The organism is Halobacillus hunanensis, assembly GCF_900166655.1.
GTDB lineage: Bacteria > Bacillota > Bacilli > Bacillales > Halobacillaceae > Halobacillus_A > Halobacillus_A hunanensis.
The window spans coordinates 1029914-1052390 of sequence record NZ_FVZB01000007.1 but is presented as its reverse complement, the minus strand read 5'-3'; the positions used below and the strand labels follow the sequence as shown (position 1 = coordinate 1052390).

Sequence of the window (22477 nt, the reverse complement as noted above, 5' to 3'; positions counted from 1 at the left end):
TTCCTTTTCGTAATAAAAGGAGCATTTTCTTTTTATTAAGGGAGGAAAGGCGGAAAAGGTAATGAATCGGACGAACAGTAGTAGTGGACAATTAATAATCGGGGGAGTTTCGGCACAAGAAATAGCCCAGGCCTATGGAACCCCTGTGTATGTATATGATGTAGAACGTATTCGTAACAATGCAAAGGCATTTGTTCAGACCTTTGAACAACAGAAAGTACCTGCACAGGTGGCTTATGCAAGCAAAGCATTTTCCTCCATTGCTATGCTTCAGGTCGCGAAAGAAGAAGGTTTAAGTTTGGATGTTGTCTCAGAAGGCGAACTTTATACTGCCCTTCAGGCTGAATTTCCGGTAGAGAAAATTCATATGCACGGCAATAATAAAAGCTTGGCTGAACTTCGAATGGCGGTTGAAGCTGAAATTGGCTGTATTGTAGTGGATAACTTCTACGAAATTGCATTGCTTTCTGAACTTGTAGAACAAAAAAATACAACAATGAATGTACTTCTGCGTGTTACACCGGGGATCGAAGCACATACCCATGATTATATTTTAACAGGACAGGAAGATTCAAAATTCGGCTTTGATTTATCAAGCGGTCAAGCAGAGAAAGCTTTTTCGCTGCTTCATGATAATGAAAGAGTTCATGTGAAAGGCCTTCACTGCCATATTGGATCCCAAATATTTGAAGCAAGTGGATTCACACTAGCCACAAGAAAGTTATTTACGACAATGAAGGAATGGCGTAACAAGTATCAGTTTATTGCAGAAGTACTAAATCTGGGCGGTGGCTTTGGTATTCGATATACGGAAGAGGACGATCCACTATCATTGGATCAGTATGCCCTCGCACTAATTAATGAAGTTAAACAGCAGTCAGCAGATTCAAATTATCCATTGCCCGAAATCTGGATCGAGCCTGGACGAGCTATTGTAGGTGATGCTGGTATTACACTTTATACTGTAGGTTCGATCAAGGAAGTACCAGGTGTGCGCACATATGTCTCTGTAGATGGAGGCATGACAGACAATATCAGGCCCGCTCTTTACCAGGCGAAATACGAAGCGGTGCTTCCTAATCGTATGAACGACCAGAATTTCAAAGAATATGCAATTGCTGGAAAATGTTGTGAATCAGGAGATATGCTATTATGGGATGTGGAGCTTCCAGAAGTAGAACATAACGACTTATTGGCTGTGTTTAGCACAGGTGCATACGGTTATTCAATGGCGAATAACTATAATCGTTTTGGGAAAGCAGCTGTTGTATTCGTCGAAAATGGAACACATCAATTAGTCGTACGCCGTGAGAAATTTGATGAAATCACAAGGCTCGACTTATCCTATACAAAGCAGAAAGAATTGAAATAATATGAGCAATAAGAAGGTTGAAAGAAGGGGAGGCAGTGCAGCCTTCCTTATTTCTTTGTCTAAAAGGTCCGTAAGTGATATTATAAGGATTGATTAGCTGATAAATTTTTTACATAAAAGTTAAAGGAGATGTAGTGCATGAGTAAAAAAGGATACATTGTAATGGAAAATGGAGAAAAGATTGAGATGAACTTTTTTCCTAATGAAGCTCCTAATACAGTAGCCAATTTTGAAAAGCTAGCAAATGAGGGCTTTTATGATGGTGTAACATTCCACAGGGTAATTCCGGGATTTGTGAGCCAGGGCGGTGATCCTACAGGTACTGGTGCAGGCGGAAGCGGTACGACAATTAAATGTGAGACAGAGGGCAATCCTCACAAACATGAGGCGGGAAGCTTATCAATGGCGCATGCAGGTAAAGATACAGGGTCCAGTCAATTCTTTTTAGTACATGAGCCACAGCCTCACCTTAATGGAGTACACACTGTTTTCGGAAAAATCACATCAGGTCTAGAAATTGCTAGAGCTATGGAGAATGGGGATACTATGAAAGAAGTAAGAGTATTTGACGCAGAGTAAGAGGGGACCAGTGATCGAGGGAATTTAAATTGTCGATCGTGTACGTTCTTGGCGTGTAATGCATAGTGTAAGAGTGGAAGATAAGAAAATTCAAACAAGGTGGCAGGGGTACACATGCTTGAACTTCTGAGTTTGCTGGTGATCGTATCCCCTCTGGGCCTGTTCATTCACGAATTTGGTCATGTTGTTTTTGGTTTGTGGTTTGGAGCTGATCGCTCGACTCTTGTAACCGGCAGCGGCCGTATGATTCTTTCAAAGACATTCGGTAAGCTGACACTTCAATTGAACCTCCTTTTTTTTATTGGAGGTTATTCGTTTAATGAGAAACAAGTTGCTTTTAATCCATGGCAGCAAGCTGGGATCAGCTTAGGCGGACCGCTTCTGAATATAATATTTGCAGCCGGATTATTTATAAGTGACTTGATTCAGTACGGCCAAATAATTCAATTACTGTTTTGGTTTAATCTCTATTTAGCTCTCGTTAATATGATTCCGTTTCGAATTAAGGAACGTGAGTCAGACGGTTTTCGCTTTTTAAAAGGGTTAAAGCAGTTAGCGGGTTGAATCTTTCGATAAAATTATGTATGCTATTTCCTAGGTCTTAACACTAGTAGTGGAGGAAACCTCATGCGAAAGAAAAACTGGATCCTATTTACAATTTTACTTCTACTCAGCCTGTTATGGGGGTTCTATTATTGGTTTGTTATTGTCATGTAGGTGGAAAGGGTCAGAAGAAAGTCTTGGAAAATATGAAAAAAGAATTTTTATAATCGAGGGGTTAATATGTTCATTCGATATAAAAAATCATTTGAAAAGATTGCTATGGGCCTTCTTTCGTTTATGCCTGAAAGCAAAGATGTGAAAAAGCTTCAGGAAATCGTTCGGGAATACGAGACCAATTCTAATTGGCAGCTATTCCTATGGAAGGAAGAAGATATCCTTGGCGCTATAGGTGTGCGGATTGAAGGGAATGAGGCAATCATTCAGCACGTTTCCGTCAATCCTTCCCACCGTAACCTGGGAATTGGCAAAAAGATGTACTCTCATGTATGTAACCATTTCGAGAAAGAGTATCTTGTTTGTTCTGACGAGTATACAGAATCTTTTCTTGAGAAGTGTGAGATGGAGAGTTCATCATCAAATGTATAAGTAAAAGAAGGAAGGGCCTCTGACCAGATACCCTTCCTTCTTTTACGTTGACTTTCGTCTTATGTGTTTATCAATTAAATCAGGATCTGTTAAATCACTAGGTGTTCCAAAGCATACTCCCCAATCAGTACAAAGTTGTTTTACTTCATCGATCAGGTGAGAATCAAATATAGGTAGAGTAAGACTTGTGTAATCTCTCTCTTCATTTAATCTTCTTTTTAGATCCACGAGCTGTTTTTCCAGCAATTTATCATCAATGCCGAGAGATACTAACTGATATCGATTGGTTTCAAGTCTATGTAACGTTTTCTTTATTAATGTTAAAGCTCCTGCAGTATTTTCTCTTCTAAAATGATATTGACAGACAGCTAATTGAATGAGACAAACCCACACAGAGTCTCTATTCTTTGGATCGTTTTCCTTCCAATAGTCTTCTAAAACCTCGTGACATTCAAAATAATCCCTTGTTCCATGAAAATGGGCTAAGTATTCAAGGTACGCTTCTGGATACATTGTAATCTCCCCTTTTAAATCATTTTACAAGCATTGCAGGAAAAAGGACAAGAGGAAGCCGCTTCCTGAAAATCATATTAACGGGTGTCGAATTTTCTGGTAACATAATGATAGGAAAATGTAAGTGTGAACGATCCAATAAAAAGGACGAATGTTATGACAGAAAGCTACCATGTGAAATTAGAAGGTTTCGAGGGACCACTTGACCTTTTGCTTCATTTAATCAATCGCTATGAAATCGATATTTATGATATACCGGTGTCAACCATTACAGAACAGTATATGAATTATGTTCATGCCATGCAGGAACTGGAATTAAATGTGGCGAGTGAGTATTTAGTGATGGCAGCTACACTACTAGCTATAAAAAGTCAGATGCTGCTTCCTTCCCTGCCAGGAAATGAAGTCGACGTGGTAGAGGAGGAGGAGGATCCTCGGGATGATTTAATTAATAGGCTAATTGAATATAAACGATATAAGGAAGCTGCTGAAGAGTTCAAGAAAAAGGAATTGGAAGCAAATCGAATTTATACAAGACCTCAAATGGACTTAACACTGTTTGGAGAAGAACAAGAATTGATGGAAGGCGAAGCCTCTATCTATGATATGATTGCGGCAATGGGCCACCTGCTAAAACGCTCCAGAGATGTCAAACCTGCAGATACAACGATAAAGAGAGATGAGGTTTCTATTCGTACGAGGATGGATGACATCTTGCAGCAAATTGATCAATCTAACAAAGGACATGGCCTTCACTTCTCGCAATTGTTTGTGGAGCGCTCTAAACCACACACGGTAGTCACCTTTATTGCGATTCTTGAACTAATGAAAAGCAAGGAAGTAAGATGTGTTCAACAAAATCATTTTGACGAATTAATTGTATATAAAATGGAGGAAACATCATGAACGTGGAGGAACAGAAAGCAATTATGGAGGGGCTTCTTTTTGCATCAGGCGAAGACGGTGTTACTGAGAAGAAATTGGCTGAGCTATTAGAAGTGTCTCAGACATCTTTGAAGACAATTCTAGAACAGCTGACGAGAGACTATCAACAGGCTGATCGTGGTATTACATTAATGGATACTAATGGGACCTTCCACTTAACAACAAAGCCAGAACATGCTCCATACTATAAGAAACTGCTGGATACGACTACTTCTACGCGGTTATCGCAGGCAGCCTTAGAAACGCTGGCCATCATTGCCTACCGTCAGCCTATTACACGTATTGAAATTGATGATTTACGAGGAGTTAAAAGTGATCGAGCTGTTCAAACACTATCCAACAGAGGGTTAATTGAGGAAAAAGGAAGAAAAGAGGCAATTGGCAGACCTGTTTTATTTGGAACAACAAGAGAATTCCTTACCTATTTTGGATTATCTTCCATTGAAGAGCTGCCTCCTCTTCAGGAAATTGAACAACAACATGATTTTGAGGAAGAAGCAGATTTATTTTTTGAAAAATTTAATCATGAAAATTCTGACGGCTCACTATAAATGTGGTATGATACAATTGTTAAGAAACTCCAACTTTTGAATTGCGTCTTTAGTTTTATTGTCGTTCTGTAGAAGCTGTTATATCGACTAATCTAGGAGGCGACCATGAGGCAGCAAATGATCAAGGAACAGACTATTAAAGTCCATGAGTTCTTGAGAGAAGTTGTATTCAGAGTAGATGATTATTTAGATACGCATTCGATACATGAGTTTGAGCATGAACGTGGCTCTTACGATGAAGATTACTGTAAACAATTATTAAAATCATTGAGAAGGCTGAATGTGTTGTGCGACGAGGCGAATGACAAAGTAGCTGTATTGTTGCAAAGGAGTTCTTTTCCGACAACAGCCGCAGAACGAACCATGTATGGAATTTATCATCAATGTATAGGTGAATTCTATTCCCCGAAAGGTGACACATGGCATGAAGACAGTCGTGCCTCTTATACAGGAAATAGTTCAGTTATATTTCAGTATGATCCACCTACCTCAATTGTGTTGCTATTTGCTGCTCTCAGTTATGCCTTTCAGGATATCCGCGAGGAACTAGATTGTTACGAAAGTTATGATTGCATGCAAGCAGTCAAGAAATAAAATAAGGACCAGATATATAACCTGCCAGTTTGAAGCGGCAGGTTTTTTATTTGTGAGCATGTAAGGAAGCATCTTGAACTTTCAATTGAGATTACTTTTCTTGTCCACACCTTCATAAGCTGACAAGTTGAAGCATAATGTTAAGCAAATGAATAGGTTAGGAGGAAGACCTCTCTTGCGAAAGTATATTCGTATGATCATCATTGCATTACTAGCTTCTGCCATACTATTTCCACAGGTAACAGATGCAGAAACATCTGTTTCGGTATCTGCTGAACATGCCGTTCTTTTAGATGCTAAATCTGGACGAGTTCTTTATGAAAAGAATGCCTATGAGTCTTCATTAATCGCAAGTACTACGAAAATAATGACAGCTATCATCGCAATCGAATCTGGTAAATTATCAGAAGAAGTAAAGGTTAGTGAGCGGGCAATCAGAACTGAGGGATCGTCCATTTATTTAACGGAAGGTGAAAAAATTCCGCTTATTGATCTTGTTTATGGATTAATGTTGAGGTCAGGAAATGACTCAGCTGTGGCCATCGCTGAACATGTTGGGGGCAGTGTAGAAGGTTTCACGTATATGATGAATCAGAAAGCCAGGTGGCTTGGTATGAACGATTCTCATTTCGAAAATCCGCACGGACTGGATGGAGAATCTCATTACTCAAGTGCCTACGATCTGGCCTTGCTCATGGCTTATGCAATGAAAAACGAGACATTTCGCGAAGTCACAGGAAGTGAAGTGTACAAGTCGGACAACCGCTCCTACTCTTGGAAGAATAAGAACAAGCTATTAACTAGGCTTTATGACCCTACGACTGGCGGGAAAACTGGTTTTACGAAAAAAGCGGGTCGTACTCTCGTTACAAGCGCAGAGAAAGACGGGATGGAGCTGGTGGCGGTCACTTTAAATGCTCCTGATGACTGGCAGGATCATCAAAGCATGTATGAGTATGGATTTGATCATTATGAAACATATCAGTTACAGGAAGAAGGTTTCGCAACGTCTAGAGGGGAAAGATATTATCTGCCGCGGGATATCTTTTATCCATTGACCTCTGAAGAACAAGAGCAAATTGATTCCGTTTTTTATCCTGCCTTATCAACTGTAGATCCTCATTTGGCAGGGGTGCGCCATTTTCAAATTGCAGATCAATTATTGATTCAAACTCCTGTATGGAATGAACGACCCTATGATTCATTTGTCGGTGAGTGGGCTGTTTACTTAAAACGTCTCACGGGGGTGGTACCATGGTCAACTTGATTTGGGTTTTTCTTGCAGTAAGCGGAATCGCTTATGCTGCCTTCAACGGAACTATGGATAAGGTAAATGAAACTATTTTTGCCACTATTGAAGAAAGCGTCATGATTACGCTAAGTCTAGCTGGAGTGCTTGTGTTTTGGTTAGGCTTAATGAAGATTGCTGAGGAGGCAGGTTTATTATCTGGTTTAGCTAAATTATTTAAACCGATTGTTAAAAGATTGTTTCCTGATATTCCTGAAAATGACCCAGCACTTGGATACATCTTATCCAATATGACGGCAAATATGTTCGGGTTGGGGAATGCAGCCACACCGATGGGACTTAAAGCAATGAAAGAGATGAAACGGCTATCAGGTTCCGAACGTGCCAGCCGCTCCATGATTACTTTTTTAGCTATCAATACTTCTTCTCTGACTTTAATACCTACAACTGTTATTGCTATTCGCATGAAATATGGCTCGGTTGATCCCACTAGTATTGTAGGGGCAACGATTCTTGCTACGATGATATCGACATTAGCAGCCCTGATCATTGACCGTTTTTTCTATTACCGTCGTAGAAAGACAGGACAAACTTTATGAGTATATGGCTTATCCCAGGAGTCATTCTAATTGTCCTTGTAACAGCCACGATCAAACGAGTACCTGCATACGAAGTATTCGTAGAAGGAAGTAAAGAAGGCATTCAGATTGCTATCTCATTACTTCCTTTTTTGTTAGGAATGATGGTTTCGATCGCTATTTTTCAAGCCTCAGGTGCTATGGATGCTGCTCTTGGCCTCGTTAAACCATTGACCTCCATTTTTGCTATTCCTGAACAGATTTTGCCATTAGCTTTAATAAGACCTATTTCTGGCACAGCAGCATTAAGCGTTACAACTGAGCTGATTCGTACCTTTGGGCCAGATTCCTTTGTTGGTCAGTTGGCTTCAGTTATGCAGGGGAGTACTGACACAACTCTATATATCATAACGGTTTATTTTGGAGCGGTAGGCATTAGAAGAATGGGAGACGCTCTGAAGGTTGGACTTCTCGCTGATTTAGCTGGTATAATAGCATCAATTGTCATCGTTATCATCCTGTTTGGATAAACAGGATGATTCTTTTGTTTATTTGTAGCTGAAGCATGTATAATAATAAAGGGTTGACGAGCCGCGCTGCATAAGAATGGCGTGGCTTTCAAGTTGTTTATCGTGAAAATTTCAGACATGAAGGAGGACGGTCCTATGTCAAATATGGAACGTCTGCAGAAAGTGATCGCCCACGCTGGTGTGGCTTCACGCAGAAAAGCCGAGAAAATGATTACTGATGGTAAAGTAACTGTTAATGGGAAAGTTGTTAAAGAGTTAGGTACAAAAGTTAGCTCAAACGACGATGTTGAGGTGGAAGGAGTACCGCTTACGAAAGAAGTTCCAGTCTACTATTTACTCTATAAACCAAGAGGTGTGATTTCAAGTGTGAATGACGACAAAGGTAGAAAAGTCGTCACGGATTATTTACCTGATGTAGAAGAACGTATTTTTCCAATAGGAAGGCTTGACTATGATACGTCGGGGATACTGTTGTTAACGAATGACGGGGAGTTTGCTAATTTATTGATGCATCCCAGTCATGAGGTGGATAAAGTATATATTGTGAAGACTAAGGGAATTCCTGATGATGAACAGTTAAAACGATTTAAAAAAGGAGTCACAGTCGAAGGTGAAACATTTAAAGCTGTTCATACGAAAGTGCTCTCAACTGACGGAAAGAAGAACAGTGCGATTATTCAGGTGATTTTACATGAGGGAAAGAATCGCCAAATACGAAAAATGTTTGAAGGCTTAGGCTACCCTGTAGATAAGTTAAAGCGTGAACGTTATGGATCACTTACTCTTCAAGGCTTAAATGCGGGGGATTATCGTCCGTTAAAACCTCATGAACTTAAACAACTGCGTCAAATGGCTGAAAAAAATGTTGAATAATATTCAAATTTAGCTTTGGCGATCGATGTTATAATAGTCATAGGAGTGAGTGCTATGAAGGAAAAGACTGTACAAAAAAAGAAAAAAAGGTTAGTATTCAGAACCATTTTACTCGCTGTGATGGCGGGGCTTGTAGTGTTTGCGCTAGTCTCTAATTTCAATAGCGATAAAGCAGTTGTAGCTGAAGGGGAACCTGCTCCTGATTTTCAATTAGAGAAATTTGGATCAGATGGAGAAACGATTGCCTTGAGTGATTTAGAAGGTAAAGGAGTAATGCTAAACTTTTGGGCCACTTATTGTGAACCATGTAAAAAAGAGATGCCTTACATGGAAAAGCTTTACTCCGAATACAAGAAAAAGGGTGTAGAAATACTCGCGATTAACTTAGATTCTACAAACCTTGTTGTAGAACAGTTCCTGGATCGTTATGGGATTTCCTTCCCTATTTTACAAGATGAGAACGGACAAGTTATGAATCGATATAATGTTGGTCCAATTCCATCTACATTTTTCATCAGTCCAGAGGGGAAAGTTGTGAAACATGTTGTGGGACCGCTTACGTTAGAAAAATTAGATGGCTACCTTCAGCAAATTACTCCTGAGGCATAGAGTTTATTTGAAATTGTGAGGTTTTACTATGAATAACATTACATGCGAATGTGGTCACGTGAATCCAGAGGGAACGGTACTATGTGAGTCTTGCGGGAAACCGATACAAGGCAATCAGCACATAGATGGTAATGACAGTCAAACGCTGTTGAACATGCGCTATGATGGGAGTGCCAGGCGTTCGCAAACATATAACCGCACGTTTGTCGATAAAATCTGGAATTTCTTTTCTTCCGTAAAAGTCGGTGTGTGGCTCATTGTTCTTACCCTGGTTGCTTCAGCAGTCGGCACGATTTTTCCACAAGAGATGTACATACCACCAAATGTCGATGCTGCTACCCATTATGAAGATCAATATGGGTTAGCTGGTCAAATTTACTATCAACTAGGGTTCCATAATTTATTCAGTTCCTGGTGGTACATGTTATTACTAGCTATGATCGGAATCTCTATTGTCATTGCTAGTATCGATCGATTTGTACCGCTGTATAAAACGCTTAGAACTCAGAAGCCTAAGCGCCATGACTTATTTTTGAAAAAACAAAGAGTTTTTGGTAAAACAGAATCGAGTTCCGTAGATATTGATCAAGTGAGAAAAAACTTAAAAAAAAGCCGTTATAAGGTGAAAGAACAAGATGGACATATCCTGGCTGAGAAAAACCGTTTTGCCAGATGGGGTCCTTACGTAAACCATATCGGATTAATTATTTTTTTGCTAGGTACATTATTAAGGTTCATTCCAGCTCTGTACGTAGATGACTTTGTCTGGGTAAGAGAAGGAGAAACAGCAGTAATTAACGGTACAGAAGGTCAATACTACATTAAGAACAAAGAGTTTATACTAGAAACATATGATGAAGATGATGAAAGATTCCAGGAAGCTCTTCAAAACCAAGGAGGATTAGTACCAAAAACATATCAAACGAATGCCGTTGTTTATAAACGTACTGATCCGGTCGTCGTCGGTGGTGACCCTGAGCTGGAGAAAATTAAAGAAGATCAGATCAAAGTAAATCATCCACTCAAGTTCGGAGGGTTTGCTCTCTACCAAGCTAGCTATCAGTTAAATGAGTTTAAAGAGATGACCTTCAAGATTCACGATAAAAATAATGAAGATAGCTCTTATGGTCAATTCACTGTAGATTTATCTGAGCCAAAGTCAGAATATCAACTGGATAGTGGCTATCGAGTGGTTCTCGATTCTTACTACCCTGAGTACGAGCTTAAAGATGGAAAACCTGTATCTGTATCTAAATACCCGAAAAATCCAGCGTTTGTTTTCAATGTCTATCCTCCTGGTCAATCAGAACCAGAGGTTAGTTTCGTAGGGATCGGGGCCAATGTGGATGCAACCGGGGAAAATGATTATAAAATTGGCCTAATCAATTTTGATGTCCGTGATGTAACCGGGTTAACTGTTCGGAAAGATTATACACTTCCATTTATAGCGTTAGGCGGGGCCATTTTCATGATTGGGGTAATCCAGGGAATGTACTGGAATCATCGCCGAATATGGATTAAACCAAAAGAAAATGGTGTATGGATCGCTGGACATACAAACAAAAATTGGTTTGCATTACGACGAGAAATAGACAAAGTCATCAGTGAAACAGGAATAGAAGCTCCAAATGACCAACAGGAAATGAAGAATTAGTAACTTTTTGCAGGTGATAAAGGAGGGCGAACAATGGAGTTAAGTACAGTTAGCAGTAACTTACTTTACGCCGCATTTATTATTTATCTAGTCGCGACGTTTTTCTTCGGGGGAACGATTCGTGACAAGAACAGGAAAAAAACTGGAGTTGCCGGTAAAATAGGAATCACCTTAACGATTGTAGGTTTCCTCACACAAGTAGGTTATTTTATTACAAGATGGTTAGCGAGTGGACATGCTCCCGTCAGTAATTTATTCGAATTTACAACATTTTTTGGGATGATGCTGGTTCTGGCGTTTATCGTCATGTATTTTATTTATCGAATTAATGTTCTGGGGCTGTTTGCATTGCCCATCGCATTACTTATCATTGCGTTTGCGAGTATGTTTCCTAGTGAAATATCACCGCTCGTTCCATCTTTGCAATCACATTGGCTGTACATTCATGTGACCACTGCATCGCTGGGGCAAGCTGTCTTGTCCGTAAGTTTTGTGGCCGGATTGATATTTTTAATTCGTCAAATTGACCAAGGCGAAAAATCTAAACATACGTTTTGGCTTGAGTTTGTTATCTATATGCTGGCTACCGCGTTAGCCTTTATCATTATTTCCTCATCGTTTAATGCGATGAATTATCAAGTAACTTTTGAAGCGCCTATCCAGGAGCAGCCAACAGAAATTACTTATCAAATGCCGGCTATTGCAGGTCCAACTGATGGAGAACTTATTACAGAAGGAATGTCTCCATTGTTTGAAGTGCCGCAGTGGATGCGCGGGCAGGATGCCGCCATTAAATTTAATACGATGATTTGGTCATTCCTTGGAGGAATCGTGCTTTACTGGTTAGCTCGTTTAATTCTTAGAAAACGGATTGGGGCAGCAGTTCAGCCTCTGCTGAAAAAAGCCAACCCGGAACTGGTCGATGAGATATCTTATCGTGCCGTAGCCATTGGCTTCCCAATTTTCACACTCGGAGCTCTTATTTTTGCAATGATTTGGGCCCAGCAAGCCTGGGACCGCTTTTGGGGATGGGACCCTAAAGAGGTGTGGGCCTTGATTACTTTCTTTTTCTATGCCGCCTATTTACACCTCAGACTTTCAAGAGGATGGCAAGGTATGAAATCAGCCTGGCTTGCCGTCGGTGGTTTTGCCATCATTATGTTTAACCTGCTTGCGGTAAACTTAATCATCTCCGGGCTCCATTCGTACGCATAACTAGAATTGAGGCAGGAAGGGTTTGTACACCCCTCCTGTCTTTTAATATAATAGGTAACAAATAGCTGCTTGATGAAATAAGGAGTGTAATAAATATGGATTATGAAGCAAAAATTTTAGTTGTAGATGACGAGGAACGTATTCGAAGGTTAATCCGTATGTACTTAGAACGAGAAGATTATATAGTTGAAGAAGCTGAAGAAGGAAATGAAGCCTTAAGAAAAGCTTTGCAGGAAGATTATGATGTCATATTACTTGATCTAATGATGCCTGGAATGGACGGGATAGAAGTGTGTAAGGAACTGCGGGAGAAGAAGGCTACACCCGTTATTATGCTGACTGCTAAAGGGGAGGAGTCTAATCGCGTGCAGGGCTTTGAGGTAGGAACAGATGATTATATTGTGAAACCATTCAGCCCTAGAGAAGTAGTTTTACGGGTGAAAGCGCTTCTAAGACGGGCTTCCTCCACTAAATTTCTCGAGACAGATACAGCTGCTCGAAATGTGCTGGTCTTCCCGCATATGACCATCGATAATGATGCACACAGGGTTACAGCGGACAATAAAGAAGTAGCATTGACACCTAAAGAATATGAACTCTTGAACTACATGGCTCAGAAACCAGATAAGGTCTTTGATCGTGAACAATTGTTGAAAGAGGTATGGCAGTATGAATTTTTTGGTGACTTACGGACCGTCGACACCCACGTGAAACGCCTTCGCGAGAAATTGAGTAAAGTTTCAATAGATGCAGCTGGAATGATCGTTACAGTCTGGGGTGTGGGCTATAAATTTGAGGTAAGTGGCGAGTAATGTTCTGGCGCAGTGTAGTCGGGAAATTATGGTTTACGATTTTATTGCTCGTTTGTTTTGTTTTAGTCATACTCACTGTATTACTTCTTGAGTTCTTTGAAAATTACCATGTATTGGATGCTGAACGCGAGTTATTACAAACCGCTTCAAAAGTATCAGAGGTCGTACAAGAGTATGATGATAAGAAGTTAATTCAATCGATGGCCGAACTAATTAAGGATCCCTCCAGCCAGGTCCTTGTAACCTACAATTCGGATGAATTTATTTCATCTGATAGTAATTCGAACGATTTGCCTGCAGTAGGGTACGATTGGTTTATGAGTGACCCTGAACTATCCTCAGTCATTAAAGAGAATGAAGATGTGATGAAAGTGGCGGGATTTGCCCAGTCAGATTTGGAGATTATGGTCGTGGGTACGCCCCTTTCAAATGGCGAAGGCGCAGTGTTTGTCTACCAATCGCTTGATACCATTCAAAAGACATCTGATCAAACAACTAAAATTGTTTTCCTCGGTGCAGGAATTGCTATAATCTTGACTACAATTTTCGCCTTTTTCTTATCAACAAGAATCACCGCTCCATTAATTAAAATGCGAGAGGGTGCTCTGGAACTGGCAAGAGGGGAATTCAATACAAAAATTCCGATTTTAACACATGATGAGATCGGAGAATTGGCTATGGCTTTTAATCGAATGGGACGAGAACTTAAGTTTCACATTAATGCTGTTAACCAAGAAAAAGAACAATTGTCTGGTATTCTACGTTCTATGGCGGATGGAGTGCTTACGATTAATAGGCAAGGAGAAATCTTAGTCTCTAACCCGCCTGCTGATCAATTTTATCAGTCCTGGATATACGAAAATGACGGGAAAGAACCTGCCCATGGTAAAAGGGAAGTGCCTCAGCCCATGCGAAAACTATTTGATGAGGTTATTGAGACTGAGCAAGAAGTGATAACTGAAATTACTGTGCAAGGACGGACGTGGGTAATGTTAATGACCCCTCTTTATGACCGCACTTATATAAGGGGAGCGGTAGCGGTACTGAGAGATATGACAGAGGAGCGGCGTTTGGATAAATTAAGAAAAGATTTTATTGCAAATGTCTCACATGAACTAAGAACTCCGATTTCTATGTTACAAGGATACAGTGAAGCAATTGTGGATGATGTGGCTGAAACGAAGGAAGATAAAAATGAGCTGGCTAAAATTATTCACGATGAATCACTCCGTATCAGCAGGCTAGTGAATGAATTGCTGGATCTCGCTCGAATGGAAGCCGGGCATATGACTCTTTATATGGATTCAGTCGACATAATGCCGTTTCTTGAAAAAATTATTCGTAAGTTTCAGGGGTTGGCAAATGAAAGAGAGATCAACCTTCAGCTTCATTCAAGTGACGCGCAAGGAACCATTCATATCGATGCAGATCGCATTGAGCAGGTATTAACGAATTTAATAGACAACGCCATTCGGCATACGAATGATTACGGTGCGGTGGATGTAATAGCCGATCGAACACCTGATCAATGGATCGTGAAAGTCACAGATTCAGGATTGGGGATACATGAAGAAGATCTCCCATTTGTATTTGAACGATTTTATAAAGCAGATAAGTCTAGAAAAAGGGAAAATAGTAAGAAAGGAACGGGGCTGGGACTCGCTATTGCCAAAAACATCATTGAGGCTCATAAAGGATCAATTCATGTTCATAGTAGAGTGAATGAGGGAACAACCTTCACCTTTACTCTGCCAACAGAACTGGAACAAGGGGAGAAATAGCTTGAAAATACCCTGACCATGCTGTACGATAAAATAGAATTAAATGAGAGAATTAGGTACCGATATGGTGTAATAGGGAATCTGGTGAAAGACCAGGACTGTCCTCGCAACTGTAAGTGTTGACGAACAAGGGAAACCACTGCGAATAATCGTGGGAAGGCTCTTTAGTAGAATGATGCACAAGTCAGTAGACCTGCCTGATTTAATAGATTGTTTCAAAGCTTCGGGGATTGAGCCTTTGAGATATCCGGTTTAACCTTATGTAGTGTTTTTACATAGCTTTACTGGTATGTCTTAAGCCTGCTCTTCTAATAAAGGAGCAGGCTTTTTTAGTATCATCTGGGCAGACTCGTGTGGTCGATCATCATCCCCGATTAGCATTTGAAGCAATGTATCTATTAATAGAATGGGGGATTTGTAATTATGAGAAAGATGTATGCACTAATCGCAGCTTTAATGGTGACCGTGTTCGTGCTCGCCGGCTGTCAAACTGAAGGTGGAGGAGAAAAAGCCAGCGCCAGCCAAGAGGAGAAACAGCAAGTAACACTTAACATCGAACTATCTAAGAACAAAGGGGAAAAAGTGCTCGCCAACAAAGAAGTAACAGTTGAAAAAGGCACTGTGTTAATGGAAGTGATGAAAAACAACTTTGAGGTAGCAGAGAAAGACGGGTTTATTACGGGAATTAAAGGAATTACTGCTAGCGAAGAAGAGCAAAAGGCTTGGATGTTTACCATTAACGGGGAATCTTCAATGGTTGGAGCGAATAAATACGAAGTAAAACAGGGAGACGAAATCGTCTTTGATTTGCAATCCTGGGAATGATGATTCATGAATACGTATAAATTAACGTTACTTGCAATGCTTGCTTCGATGGCAATTGCTGGACGTCTCGTGATGGCGAACATTCCAAATGTACAGCCTGTTACAGCTATTATTATTATTACAGGCTTCTGGTTAGGACCGCTGGCAGCAGTCATTATGGCTTTCTTAACAACATTTCTCTCTAATGTTTTTCTAGGTATGGGGTACTGGACCATATGGCAAATTCTATCTTGGTCTATAATTGGCCTGGGAGCAGGTTTGATTGGGAAATATTGGGCGAACATTCCAGTATGGATGCTATCAATATACGGATTTTTAAGTGGAATTGTCTATGGGCTAATTATTTCTTTTACAATGAGAGTTGCAGGACAGCCGTTTTGGGCTTATTATTTAGCTGGCTTGCCGATGGATTTAAATCATGCCGCAAGCAACGTAATTTTTATTCTTGTGCTCTCTCCGGTGTTAGGAACATTGTTTTCTCGTTATCAAAAGAAACATTCGCTTACAAGTGTATAACGGTATTAAATCTGAGCTGCGATTTTAGCAGCTCTTTTTTATGAACATTTATGGTTTTCATTTTATATGATCGGTATTATGATAGGTAGGTGTAACTTTTAATGGTACATAAACGACAATATGAATGAACGGGAGGTTCAAGGTGTGAAACCGTTCTTTGATGAATTTTACGAGAAATATCATCGAGATTTATTTCAATTTATTTATTATATGGTGAAAAATCGATCAGCCGCTGAAGATTTAACCCAGGAGGTTTATATAAAAGTGCTTCAATCATATCAATCATTTGATGGCAGGAGCAGTGAAAAAACATGGCTATTTTCGATAGCTAGACATGTGACTATTGATTATTTCCGCAAGCAAGGACGTAAAAGAAAAAAAATTATGGACTTTTTTAACTGGGAGGAAAAAGGTGAATCAATAAAGGACGAGGAAGCCCTCCCGGACGAAGTGGCAGAACTGAATGACAGAATGAGAGAAGTTTACGAAGCATTAGATCAGTGTACGGTAGATCAAAAAAGTGTCATTATCTTACGGTATATACAGAGTATGACGATACAAGAAACCGCAGCTATTTTGCAGTTTACGGAGAGTAAGGTTAAAACTACTCAGCATAGGGGAATGCTGGCTTTAAAGAAACGATTAGGTGTAAAGGGGGATAGTGAGCATGAAGCATAATGATGAACAAGATTCACGTATAGAAAAAATGCTGCATGAGCTCCCGCAAATTAAAGATACAAAAAGTAAAGATGATTATTATCGCCTGATCACCAACGACTCTAACCAAAATTCTTCAGGACGGCCAAGGTGGCTTTTTCCTGGTATAGCTTCCGTCATTGCAGTGCTCATTCTGGCCGTAGTAGTCCCTTTTTCATATTATTCCGTGAAGGAAGGTGCAATCGATCAACCGCAATCTGCTGAACAGCATAATTTTAAGCTTGAAAAGTCGAAAAGTTTTAGCAGCGGAAATGATCTTTCTTTAAAAACGAATCAGGAGTCTACTGCCCATGAGTTGCAAAGCATGGTAGTAGAGGATATTTCTAGTAATATGAAGCCTTTGGCAGCCGTTGATCAGAGTGTTCAACATATCGTTCCTCTTACGGTTGTATCTGAAAAGAATGAACGAGAAGGAAGCAATATCAATACAGAGCAGCTTGGTTTATCAGAAAACATTCTTGAAAATATAACCATTTCAATTGATGAAAACGAGGATAAGGCTCAGGTGACTTTTCCCAATAACTTTTCGGTTAGCGGAAATGCGATGAGCACTTCAATTGTTAACAGTATTAAATGGTCAGTGGAGCCTTACAATGTTGAGGAGATTTCCATTCAGACGGAGGACGGCTCACAGGTATCACTGGGCAGTTATGGAAAATTGTCTTCATTGTCAGTTATCGAAGAGGGGAGTTTCATTTTCAAAGTATTTAAGCCTTCTTCAAGTGACACTTCCTTTTTTGTTCCCGTATCGATCAAGAATGAGAGTACGATAAGCACCGCATTAAAAGAGTTAAAGAAAGATGAGAAGGATCCAAAAGTGGATTCTCCCTTACCACCTGAGGTGACTGTTCAATCTGCCCATGAAGAAGGCAATGAACTCATCGTCGAACTTAATCATCCCGAGTCTGTTGATAAACAAAAAATGCTGACAGCTATAGAATCTATTTTAATGACCGCTCAGCATTTCGGTTATGATCGGGTTGAATTCGAAAACACGTCAATCGGCAAGTTAGGTCCATATGAACTGAGTAAAACGGTGGAAACACCGAAGGGGCTGAACCCAGTTCCCGCAGAGGAATAGGTAGAGGATGGCACTTAAATGACCCGAACTGATTATTCAATTCGGGTTATTTTCTTATTCATCATCTGGATGAGGGGAAGGTGGTCGCGAAATAATCCGCTTTCCGCGAACCCACACGACGTGGGGTCGTTCGATGTAAGTGATCTGTCAGTCTTTATTTTTGTGAAAGAGCCATTATGAATTGACTCATGTAAATACCTGGATCTTCTTCATGCGTATATCAATAGTATAATATTGATGGGCATGATAAAATGATATATGAGGAGACGGTGGTATGGATAGAGAGCAATTGATACAGCAGGTATCGAAGAAAATCAGATTAATACGTGTTGAGTATGGGTATACTCAGGACCGTATGGCTGCGATCCTGGGACTATCAAAGAAGACGCTCGTACAAATTGAAAAGGGAAGAACATTCGCTAGTTGGACGACAGTTGTAGCGGTATGTGCCTTATTTCTGGAAAGCGATGTCCTGAAAGGCTTGCTGGGAGATGCACCACTCGAAATCATTGAAACCATTGCTCACAATCAGGTGGAGCGCACTGAAAAGAGGGTTATAAAGGGTAGAGTGTGGTGGACGACAAGCGAGGAGAGAAAAAGGTTTAAACTCCAGCAGAATGTAATTAGTCAGCATTACCGAATTATTGATGAACTTGGAAACCGCTGGTACTCAAGTTTTGATAAAGAAGCGACGCTGTTTAGATATAGTCAGCTTACTAAAAATGAATAAAAAATCCCTTCTTTATTAAAAGAAGGGAGATTTTATTCGAACTTGAGAGCATCGCCATCAAAAGGCTCATTAGATATTTTAATGGAGTCTGTCGGACAGCCTTCAAATGCATCCTCCATATCTTCTTCGTAAACTTCAGGAACTTCTTCGTTCCCCATATTATCATCAAGCAAGGCGTAAGCTAACCCTTCATCGTCATAGTCAAAAATATCAGGGGCAGCGGCACCGCATGCTCCACAAGCAATACATGTATCCTGGTCAACCATTGTAAACTTTGCCAAAAATTAACCTCCTTCATATGTCACCTCGTGAAGTTATTTCTCAGAGGGGCAAAAGGTTTATTAAAATTTGCTACATAGCCATTGTAAGATGAGGATTCGAACTTTTCAATAGATAAGCAGCAGAAGGAGGGATCACTTGTTTCTATATATCCTTTTAGCATGTATAAACCAAATGAAAAGGGAGCGTACAATATCAGGAATTTTCCACTTATTAAAGGGAAAACGTTCAGCTCAAACTCTGCAAGATGCTCGCGTTTATGGTATTGACCGTTTTTTTGGTATATGTCCAAGTCTTTCCAAGCCAAAACTTGCGGCAATTATCCAAGAAGCTGCTGATAATGAGTTAATTTTAATAGAAAAAGATCAGTTTGCCTCGCTGACAAAAGACGGGGTTGACTATCTTGCCACCTATCAAGGATCGCGCCCTGAGTATTTCTCAGGCATGTCAGATGCCGCAAATGTGCAAATATTCGAAGGCCGGCTTCGATTACTGGTTCAAACCGTGACAAATCTGTCAGTGAATAATCGGGCTTTTTTACCTATTATTGAGCAGCCTACGATTCAACAATGGGTCAAACAACACTATAGCCGAATTAAAGAAAATATGAAAGAAGTAGAAGAACAACTATATAAAGAATTAGCGAATTTACTCGGTCAACGGACTGAAGTCGAAGCAGCCCTGTTTACAAGCAGATTAACAGGGGGAAGGATTATAGGGGAAACGAGAGAACAACTTGCACGCGATCATAATCTATCGGAACAGGAAGTCGATATATTGCTATCACATGTATCCTATTTCTTGTACGAACAATGTCGAATCAGCCGATCACACTACCCAGCAATAGCAACTTGTCTGGAAGGTTTGTCTTCTTCAAGTCTCATCACCCATTCCGCAAAAAGAACGTATCAATTTCTGGAGAAGGGATTTACATTAGAGAGTATTGCAGCTATCCGAAAGTTAAAACTAAGTACTATACAAGATCATGTAATCGAAGCTGCATTAGTCGTTCCAGATTTCTCAATCCGCCCATTTATCAATGAAGAGCATGAACAGGCTATATTGGCATCAGCCTCTCGTCTGCAAACAAGACGTTTGAAAAGGATTTTCGAATCATTTCAAGGTCAATTTTCTTACTTTGAACTTCGATTAGTTCTAGCAGCAGCGAAAAAGGAGCCAATGTCGTATGCGTAATCTTGATTTAAAAGAGAAGCTTTATAAACATTTTGGCTACCGTCAGTTTAGACAGGGCCAAGAGGAGATTATTGGAAAGATACTTGAAGGAAGAGATGTATTGGGTATCTTACCGACTGGTGTTGGAAAGTCACTCTGTTTTCAGCTGCCTGCTCTACTGTTTTCTGGAAGCACGGTCGTTGTGTCACCGCTTATCTCACTAATGGTTGATCAGGTGAAGCAAATGAAAGCTGGTGGACTCAAGTCGGTTATTGCCATAAACAGCTTTATGGATTATAAAGAAAAGCGTAAGGTATTAGAACAGCTGGATCAATATTCCCTAATTTACCTTTCCCCTGAAATGCTGCAAAATAAATCCGTGATGTATCATTTGACAAAGATGCATGTTGACTTATTTGTTATTGACGAAGCCCATTGTATTTCGCAATGGGGTCATGAGTTCAGGACTGACTATTTAAAACTAAGCCACTCGATTAAACAGGTTGGTAACCCTGTAGTTCTGGCTCTAAGTGCCACGGCAACTCCTGAGGTGCAAACGGATATTAAGGAACAGTTAGCCCGGCCAGAGATGGACGCAGTTGTCTATCCAATGGACAAAGTAAATATGAGTTTTGCTATAGAAGAAACTGCAAGTCATGAAGAAAAATTAGAGCGAATTACTCAAGTATTATCACATAATAAATCTCCTACTATGATCTACTTCTCTAGTCGAATGTGGGCCGAACGTATTTCAGAAGAGCTAAAATCGAGAGTGGATCAAAGAATCGCATTTTATCATGGGGGGATGGAGCAAATGGACCGTCTCCTCGTCCAGCAACAGTTCATGAACGATCAGCTGGACGTGATTTGTTGTACAAGTGCATTCGGCATGGGGGTTGATAAATCAAACATCCGAAGAGTGATTCATTATCATTTCCCATCAGAACTGGAATCATTTATACAGGAAATCGGTCGAGCTGGGCGAGACGGAAAGCCTTGTGCAAGTTTGATGTTGTACACTCCTGGTGATTATCATTTGCCGCAAATGTTTATTGAAAATGAATTGGTAAAACCAGAGGATGTCGAGGGAATTCTTCATTCATTGTATGACATTGTTGATAGCCAAGACTCGATATTGAATGATGAAGAAATAGCTGAAGAACTTAAGTTATCTGAAACACAGTGGAATTTTATTAAATATCAGCTGGAGCAGGAGAAGTTAGTTAATCATCATCCTAATATAACGGATAAACATGAATGGACACGAACTGCTGAGAAGATACGGTGGATTCTTCAGAACAGATGGAAGTATAAAAATAGGAAGCTTCAGGAAATGGTAAGTTGGCTTCATCATCCAGATTGTAAAAGGAAAAAGCTTTATTCCCCTTTTCAACCAGAAACGAGAACTCCGGAAGTAGCATGTTGCAGCAACTGTGGTTTTCGTATGGAAGACATGAAGTTAGATTCAGAAGCCAGTTCTGTTAGATTTACTGACGACTGGAGGTCTCGGTTAGCAAAGATTTTTCACCAAGGAGACTATCATGCAACGGACTAATCAAGCACAATTAATTAAGCAAATGTCAAATCGAGAGATTACAAAACACTTAGTGTACACCCAGCTCATTCTATTTGTCTTAGCATTTATCTTAAGCTTGATCTTGTTCGAATCATTTTTTTTCGATTGGATAACCTTGTTCCACTTATCTGTTCATGAGTGGTTATATTATGGGATTTTACCAGCGGTGTGCGTTCTGCTTGTTGACTTTGTATTGATGGCGTATATGCCTCAACGTTATTATGATGATGGGGGCATTAATGAGAAGGTTTTTAAAAGCCAGCCTGTTACTAAGATTATATGGTTGACTTTGCTTATTGCATGCTCGGAAGAATTGCTTTTTCGTGGGGTAATTCAAACAGAATTTGGATACTTAATTGCAAGCTTCATTTTTGCGATCATTCATTTTCGTTATTTAACGAAAGTTGTATTATTCTTTTCTGTTGTTTGTGTTAGTTTCTTAATTGGTTACATGTACGAACTAACTCACAGTTTACCAGTTACGATTACGACACATTTTATGATTGATTTTATATTAGCATTGGCGATTCGTATTAGGAAATGAGGAAGAGTACGAGCTTTCATCAAGACCTGGCT

Annotated in this window: 26 protein-coding genes and 1 riboswitch; of the genes, 24 read left to right on the top strand and 2 right to left on the bottom strand. The window is 40.0% G+C overall.

All coding sequences use genetic code 11. The annotated features are described in order from the left end of the window. The first annotated feature begins 61 nt into the window (after positions 1-61). The 4 genes from lysA (at position 62) to B5354_RS18020 (ending at position 3100) form a co-directional block, all read left to right on the top strand. Positions 62-1372 carry a diaminopimelate decarboxylase gene (lysA, locus tag B5354_RS18035; RefSeq protein WP_079530178.1) on the top strand — a complete coding sequence of 437 codons (1311 nt, stop codon included), beginning with the start codon at positions 62-64 and terminating at the stop codon, positions 1370-1372. A gap of 138 nt (positions 1373-1510) precedes the next feature. Next, positions 1511-1951, top strand: coding sequence for a peptidylprolyl isomerase (locus B5354_RS18030; RefSeq protein ID WP_079530177.1), 441 nt, complete (start codon positions 1511-1513; stop codon positions 1949-1951). A 114-nt stretch (positions 1952-2065) separates the two neighbouring features. After that, positions 2066-2515 (top strand): site-2 protease family protein, encoded by a 450-nt coding sequence (locus tag B5354_RS18025; RefSeq protein ID WP_079530176.1) that lies wholly within the window; start codon positions 2066-2068, stop codon positions 2513-2515. A 219-nt stretch (positions 2516-2734) separates the two neighbouring features. Next, entirely contained in the window at positions 2735-3100 is a 366-nt protein-coding gene (locus B5354_RS18020) for a GNAT family N-acetyltransferase (protein WP_079530175.1), read from the top strand. A gap of 42 nt (positions 3101-3142) precedes the next feature. Here the strand turns inward: B5354_RS18020 and B5354_RS18015 are convergent, their stop codons facing one another. Beyond that, positions 3143-3613 (bottom strand): DUF309 domain-containing protein, encoded by a 471-nt coding sequence (locus B5354_RS18015; RefSeq protein WP_079530174.1) that lies wholly within the window; start codon positions 3611-3613, stop codon positions 3143-3145. Positions 3614-3769: 156 nt separating this feature from the next. On the opposite strand from B5354_RS18015, the gene B5354_RS18010 reads away from it, so the two are divergent. From B5354_RS18010 to B5354_RS17930, 17 genes are all read left to right on the top strand, one after another. Beyond that, positions 3770-4519 (top strand): segregation/condensation protein A, encoded by a 750-nt coding sequence (locus B5354_RS18010; RefSeq protein ID WP_079530173.1) that lies wholly within the window; start codon positions 3770-3772, stop codon positions 4517-4519. Continuing rightward, positions 4516-5109, top strand: a complete 594-nt coding sequence (gene scpB / locus B5354_RS18005; RefSeq protein WP_079530172.1) for an SMC-Scp complex subunit ScpB — start codon at positions 4516-4518, stop codon at positions 5107-5109. The genes B5354_RS18010 and scpB overlap by 4 nt, the downstream gene beginning before the upstream one ends. Before the next feature lie 105 nt (positions 5110-5214). After that, entirely contained in the window at positions 5215-5703 is a 489-nt protein-coding gene (locus B5354_RS18000) for a DUF3907 family protein (protein WP_079530171.1), read from the top strand. A 175-nt stretch (positions 5704-5878) separates the two neighbouring features. Then, positions 5879-6970, top strand: coding sequence for a D-alanyl-D-alanine carboxypeptidase family protein (locus tag B5354_RS17995; protein ID WP_245804820.1), 1092 nt, complete (start codon positions 5879-5881; stop codon positions 6968-6970). Beyond that, positions 6958-7551: a nucleoside recognition domain-containing protein gene (locus B5354_RS17990; RefSeq protein ID WP_079530170.1), complete on the top strand. Its 594-nt coding sequence runs from the start codon at positions 6958-6960 to the stop codon at positions 7549-7551. Before B5354_RS17995 ends, B5354_RS17990 begins: the two co-directional genes overlap by 13 nt. Further along, positions 7548-8060 carry a spore maturation protein gene (locus tag B5354_RS17985; protein ID WP_079530169.1) on the top strand — a complete coding sequence of 171 codons (513 nt, stop codon included), beginning with the start codon at positions 7548-7550 and terminating at the stop codon, positions 8058-8060. Before B5354_RS17990 ends, B5354_RS17985 begins: the two co-directional genes overlap by 4 nt. Before the next feature lie 144 nt (positions 8061-8204). Then, the gene (locus B5354_RS17980) at positions 8205-8933 is read left to right on the top strand and encodes a pseudouridine synthase (RefSeq protein ID WP_079530634.1); all 729 of its coding nucleotides are present in this window, start codon (positions 8205-8207) and stop codon (positions 8931-8933) included. Between the two features lie 54 nt (positions 8934-8987). Further along, the gene (gene resA / locus B5354_RS17975) at positions 8988-9542 is read left to right on the top strand and encodes a thiol-disulfide oxidoreductase ResA (protein ID WP_079530168.1); all 555 of its coding nucleotides are present in this window, start codon (positions 8988-8990) and stop codon (positions 9540-9542) included. A 28-nt stretch (positions 9543-9570) separates the two neighbouring features. Further along, positions 9571-11196 (top strand): cytochrome c biogenesis protein ResB, encoded by a 1626-nt coding sequence (resB, locus tag B5354_RS17970; RefSeq protein ID WP_079530167.1) that lies wholly within the window; start codon positions 9571-9573, stop codon positions 11194-11196. 33 nt (positions 11197-11229) lie between these two features. Next, positions 11230-12411 carry a c-type cytochrome biogenesis protein CcsB gene (gene ccsB / locus B5354_RS17965; RefSeq protein ID WP_079530166.1) on the top strand — a complete coding sequence of 394 codons (1182 nt, stop codon included), beginning with the start codon at positions 11230-11232 and terminating at the stop codon, positions 12409-12411. A gap of 95 nt (positions 12412-12506) precedes the next feature. Continuing rightward, a complete protein-coding gene (locus B5354_RS17960; protein ID WP_079530165.1) occupies positions 12507-13223 on the top strand; it encodes a response regulator transcription factor in 717 nt (238 codons plus the stop codon). Further along, on the top strand, positions 13223-15004 hold the full coding sequence (locus B5354_RS17955; protein WP_079530164.1) for an ATP-binding protein: 1782 nt from the start codon (positions 13223-13225) through the stop codon (positions 15002-15004). Before B5354_RS17960 ends, B5354_RS17955 begins: the two co-directional genes overlap by 1 nt. Before the next feature lie 37 nt (positions 15005-15041). Further along, a riboswitch (cobalamin riboswitch) is annotated at positions 15042-15219 on the top strand. Positions 15220-15427: 208 nt separating this feature from the next. Next, a complete protein-coding gene (locus B5354_RS17950; protein WP_079530163.1) occupies positions 15428-15829 on the top strand; it encodes a DUF4430 domain-containing protein in 402 nt (133 codons plus the stop codon). A gap of 6 nt (positions 15830-15835) precedes the next feature. Beyond that, positions 15836-16345, top strand: a complete 510-nt coding sequence (locus tag B5354_RS17945; RefSeq protein WP_079530162.1) for an ECF transporter S component — start codon at positions 15836-15838, stop codon at positions 16343-16345. 144 nt (positions 16346-16489) lie between these two features. Beyond that, the gene (gene sigX / locus B5354_RS17940; protein WP_079530161.1) at positions 16490-17023 is read left to right on the top strand and encodes an RNA polymerase sigma factor SigX; all 534 of its coding nucleotides are present in this window, start codon (positions 16490-16492) and stop codon (positions 17021-17023) included. After that, positions 17013-18143, top strand: coding sequence for a GerMN domain-containing protein (locus B5354_RS17935; RefSeq protein WP_079530160.1), 1131 nt, complete (start codon positions 17013-17015; stop codon positions 18141-18143). Before sigX ends, B5354_RS17935 begins: the two co-directional genes overlap by 11 nt. Positions 18144-18417: 274 nt before the next feature. Then, entirely contained in the window at positions 18418-18873 is a 456-nt protein-coding gene (locus tag B5354_RS17930; protein ID WP_079530159.1) for a helix-turn-helix transcriptional regulator, read from the top strand. Positions 18874-18905: 32 nt separating this feature from the next. On the opposite strand, the gene B5354_RS17925 is transcribed toward B5354_RS17930, so the two are convergent. After that, complete coding sequence (locus B5354_RS17925) at positions 18906-19154, bottom strand: ferredoxin (RefSeq protein ID WP_079530158.1); 249 nt, start codon at positions 19152-19154, stop codon at positions 18906-18908. Between the two features lie 136 nt (positions 19155-19290). On the opposite strand from B5354_RS17925, the gene B5354_RS17920 reads away from it, so the two are divergent. From B5354_RS17920 to B5354_RS17910, 3 genes are read left to right on the top strand one after another with little or no spacing between them, the layout of a single operon-like run. Continuing rightward, positions 19291-20346 carry a YpbB family protein gene (locus tag B5354_RS17920; RefSeq protein ID WP_079530157.1) on the top strand — a complete coding sequence of 352 codons (1056 nt, stop codon included), beginning with the start codon at positions 19291-19293 and terminating at the stop codon, positions 20344-20346. Then, positions 20339-21880, top strand: a complete 1542-nt coding sequence (locus tag B5354_RS17915) for a RecQ family ATP-dependent DNA helicase (RefSeq protein WP_079530156.1) — start codon at positions 20339-20341, stop codon at positions 21878-21880. The genes B5354_RS17920 and B5354_RS17915 overlap by 8 nt, the downstream gene beginning before the upstream one ends. Next, positions 21867-22445: a CPBP family intramembrane glutamic endopeptidase gene (locus tag B5354_RS17910; RefSeq protein ID WP_079530155.1), complete on the top strand. Its 579-nt coding sequence runs from the start codon at positions 21867-21869 to the stop codon at positions 22443-22445. Before B5354_RS17915 ends, B5354_RS17910 begins: the two co-directional genes overlap by 14 nt. Positions 22446-22477 lie beyond the last annotated feature (32 nt).